Here is a 3,842-nt window from a genome sequence, read left to right as displayed (position 1 = left end):
ATGAAAAAAACTGCAATTGTATTGGCTATTTCAGGTTTGGCTTTGGCATCAGCCGCACAAGCTGCTCCGCAAGCAAACACATTCTATGCCGGTGCAAAAGCCGGTTGGGCATCTTATCATGACGGGTTGACTCAGTTTGAGCGTCTAGATGGCTTAAAAACAGGTCATCAACGTAACTCCGTAACTTACGGGGTGTTCGGTGGTTACCAAATTACTGATAATTTAGCCGTTGAGCTGGGTTATGATGATTTTGGTCGTAACAAAGTGAAATATAAAGGACAAACTATCGGTAAGCACACTGCTCATGGTACACACCTGACGTTGAAAGCCAGCTACCCGGTATTGGCAGATTTAGATGTATATGCCCGTGTTGGTGCGGCATTAGTGCGTTCTGACTACAAAACTTATGACGACAGTTTTGTCGGTAGTGGGTTCCCTGGACGTCGTGGCCATGATTTAAGCACTTCAGCCGTCTTTGCTGGTGGTTTGGAATATGCAATCATCCCATCTTTGGCATTGCGTGTTGAATATCAATGGTTGAATAATGTCGGTAAAAAATCTAACTCATTGTCAACTGATTACCGTCCGGATGTCGGCTCTGTTACGGCTGGTCTTTCATACCGTTTCGGTCAAGGTGTAGCGGCACCTGAAGTGGTTACCAAAAAATTTGCCTTCAGTTCAGATGTGCTGTTTGATTTCAATAAATCCAGCTTAAAAGCCGGTGGCTCTGAAGCATTGGATGGTATGACTACAGAAGTGGCTAATTCAGGTTTAGCAAGCCCTAACTACAATGTAGCGGGTTACACAGACCGTATCGGTTCTGATGCTTACAACCAAAAATTGTCTGAAAAACGTGCTGAAACTGTAGCCAATTACTTGGTTTCTAAAGGTGTTGAGCAAACTAACGTAACCGCAGTAGGTTATGGTAAAGCAAATCCGGTTACCGGCAGCAACTGTGACACGGTGAAAGGTCGTAAAGCGTTGATCGCTTGTTTAGCCCCGGATCGTCGTGTAGAAGTATCTGTTCAAGGTGCGAAAACCGTCACTATGTAATGTTTGCTAGCAGTTTTTAGCTTAATAAAAACCCGGTGTAGCCGGGTTTTATATCGCTAAATAGCAGTGAAAATAGTGGTAAAAAGTACTTTTTTTAACTTAACCGCTTAAAAAAAGAACTATTTTTTGTAAGAAGTATTGATTTTCTTTGAGACTACTAGGATAATTTAGCGATACTCAGTTCACCTAGTGGATTCATTATTATATAAAGAGTATGGGACGATTCAGCTTATTCAGGTGTGAATCAAAACTTAAATACAATTTTTTTCAATAGTAGAATTATGGCTTCAATTGAAGCTGGTGGGTTCTAACTATTATAAAATTTGTATCGTAGATGAAAACAAATAGAGGATCATCAAAATGAAAAAAACTGCAATTGCATTAGCTATCTCTGGCTTAGCATTAGCATCTGTAGCACAAGCAGCACCACAAGCTAACACCTTCTATGCAGGTGCTAAAGCAGGTTGGGCTTCTTTCCACGATGGCTTGAATCAATTTGAAGATCAAGCAGAAGCAATGGGTACCTTACGTAACTCTGTAACTTACGGTGTTTTCGGTGGTTACCAAATCACTGATAACTTCGCAGTTGAGTTAGGTTACGATGATTTCGGTCGTGCTAAAATCCGTGAATTAGGTAAAACAGTAGCAAAACACACTAACCACGGTGCTCACCTAAGCTTAAAAGCTAGCTATCCTATTCTTTCTGACTTAGATGCTTACGCTCGTGTGGGTGCAGCATTAGTTCGTTCAGATTATAAAGGCGAAGCAGTAGAAAGAGATCACAAATTACAAACTTCAGCGGTATTTGCCGGTGGTTTGGAATATGCGATTATGCCTTCACTGGCATTGCGTGTTGAATACCAATGGTTAAATAATGTTGGTAAAAAAGTCAACTCATTCTCCACTGACTATCGTCCAGATATCGGTTCTGTCACTGCAGGTCTTTCATACCGTTTCGGTCAAGGCGTTGCAGCAGCTCCTGAAATCATCACTAAAAAATTCGCATTCAGCTCAGACGTATTGTTTGATTTCAATAAATCCAGCTTAAAAAATGGCGGATCTGAAGCATTAGACGGCATGACTGCTGAAGTAGCTAATTCAGGTTTAGCAAGCCCTAACTACAATGTAGCGGGTTACACAGACCGTATCGGTTCTGATGCTTACAACCAAAAATTATCTGAAAAACGTGCTGAAACCGTAGCGAACTACTTAGTTTCTAAAGGTGTTGATCAAGCTAACGTAACTGCAGTAGGTTACGGTAAAGCTAACCCAGTAACCGGCAGCAACTGTGACACGGTGAAAGGACGCAAAGCGTTGATCGCTTGTTTAGCCCCAGATCGCCGTGTAGAAGTTGCGGTTCAAGGTGCAAAAACAGTCGCTATGTAATATAGCACTTGTTCTATCATTTCTAAAACCCGGCTAGTCCGGGTTTTTTTATGCTTAAAAATGAATAAATGCAATTCCAGTAATAAAATAAGGTACAATCATAGACAGTCAGACAGCCCCTAGTCACGATGAAAAGGATATGATGAAATGAAGTCTAAAAATGTGTTACCAAAAATTATACAAAATGATAATCCGTCACTTCAATTGATATTCACAGCGGCTTGTATAATTATTATTTTAGCGGGCATAAAAGCAGCAGCGGACATCATCACTCCGCTGCTATTGGCTTTATTTATTGCGATTGCTTGCTCTCCTTTAATAAAAAAAATGATTGATTATAAAGTTCCGCAATGGCTTGCAATTACCCTGTTGCTCTGTTTTATTTTTACCCTTTTCAGTGTTTTTGCAACCTTAGTCGGAGCTTCTGTAACTGAATTTACCGCGTCGGTGCCACAATATAAGCTTCTGTTATCTGAAAAAGTGGGCTGGTTGACCACATTAACCGAGAAATACAATATTTCAGCACTACTGCCGAGAAAGAGAATATTGGAAAGTCTAGATCCAAATACACTGATGAATTTTATGAGTAATATGCTAGGACAGTTGTCTGGCATGTTGAGTAATATTTTTGTATTGTTCCTAATCGTGGTGTTTATGCTGCTTGAAATTCCACTGGCAAAACAAAAACTGACTTATTTGGTCAGTAATCAACCACGAGGAGAACAAATCCAGCTGAAAAGTGACGTTTATCGGGTTATTGACAGTGTTATCCGCTATTTATCGATCAAAACATTAGTCAGTATTCTTACCGGAGCATCTATTTATATCATATTGAAATTACTGAATATTCAATATGCCATTTTATGGGCAAGTGTTGCCTTTCTATTGAATTATATTCCAAATATTGGATCGATTATCGCTGCGATTCCGGTGGTGATACAGGCTTTTATTCTTAATGGCTCGGTTGAAGGTATTTTAGTTATCGTGGCATATTTTTTAGTGAATACAATATTTGGCAATGTTGTAGAACCGAAAGTGATGGGAAAACATTTGGGATTGTCGACATTGGTCGTATTTATTTCACTTATTTTTTGGGGATGGTTGCTTGGCATGGTCGGTATGTTCCTCTCGGTGCCACTGACCGTGGCGACTAAAATTGCCCTAGAAGCCAACCCTCTGACGGAAAGATTTGCCTATTTGCTCGGCAATGGTGAAAAATAGGGCAGGTTAACCGCTCTAGCTATTTTCGTGTTTTTCGATTGGTTCTATTTTTCGAGATTGGTTCTACTTTTATAAAAATAAAGCTTGATTAATACAGAAAAAAGGTTCAAATTAAACAAAATCTATTTTTTGTAGCATATACTTTTTATTTTGATTGAGTTGAGAACCGTAATGTGTGAAAA

General features: G+C 39.6%; 3 protein-coding genes. All 3 read left to right on the top strand.

Features of this window, described 5'->3' with window-relative positions:
- Positions 1-1,053 (top strand): porin OmpA (gene ompA, locus FHQ23_RS11535; RefSeq protein WP_139614454.1); only part of this gene is annotated, 1,053 nt, incomplete at its 5' end.
- A gap of 360 nt (positions 1,054-1,413) precedes the next feature.
- Positions 1,414-2,439 (top strand): porin OmpA, encoded by a 1,026-nt coding sequence (ompA, locus tag FHQ23_RS11530; protein WP_139614453.1) that lies wholly within the window; start codon positions 1,414-1,416, stop codon positions 2,437-2,439.
- Positions 2,440-2,616: 177 nt separating this feature from the next.
- On the top strand, positions 2,617-3,660 hold the full coding sequence (locus FHQ23_RS11525) for an AI-2E family transporter (RefSeq protein ID WP_442805456.1): 1,044 nt from the start codon (positions 2,617-2,619) through the stop codon (positions 3,658-3,660).
- Positions 3,661-3,842: the final 182 nt, after the last annotated feature.

Source organism: Testudinibacter crocodili (genome assembly GCF_006228025.1).
Classification (GTDB): Bacteria; Pseudomonadota; Gammaproteobacteria; order Enterobacterales; family Pasteurellaceae; genus Chelonobacter.
This window is presented reverse-complemented; position numbering and strand designations above follow the sequence as displayed.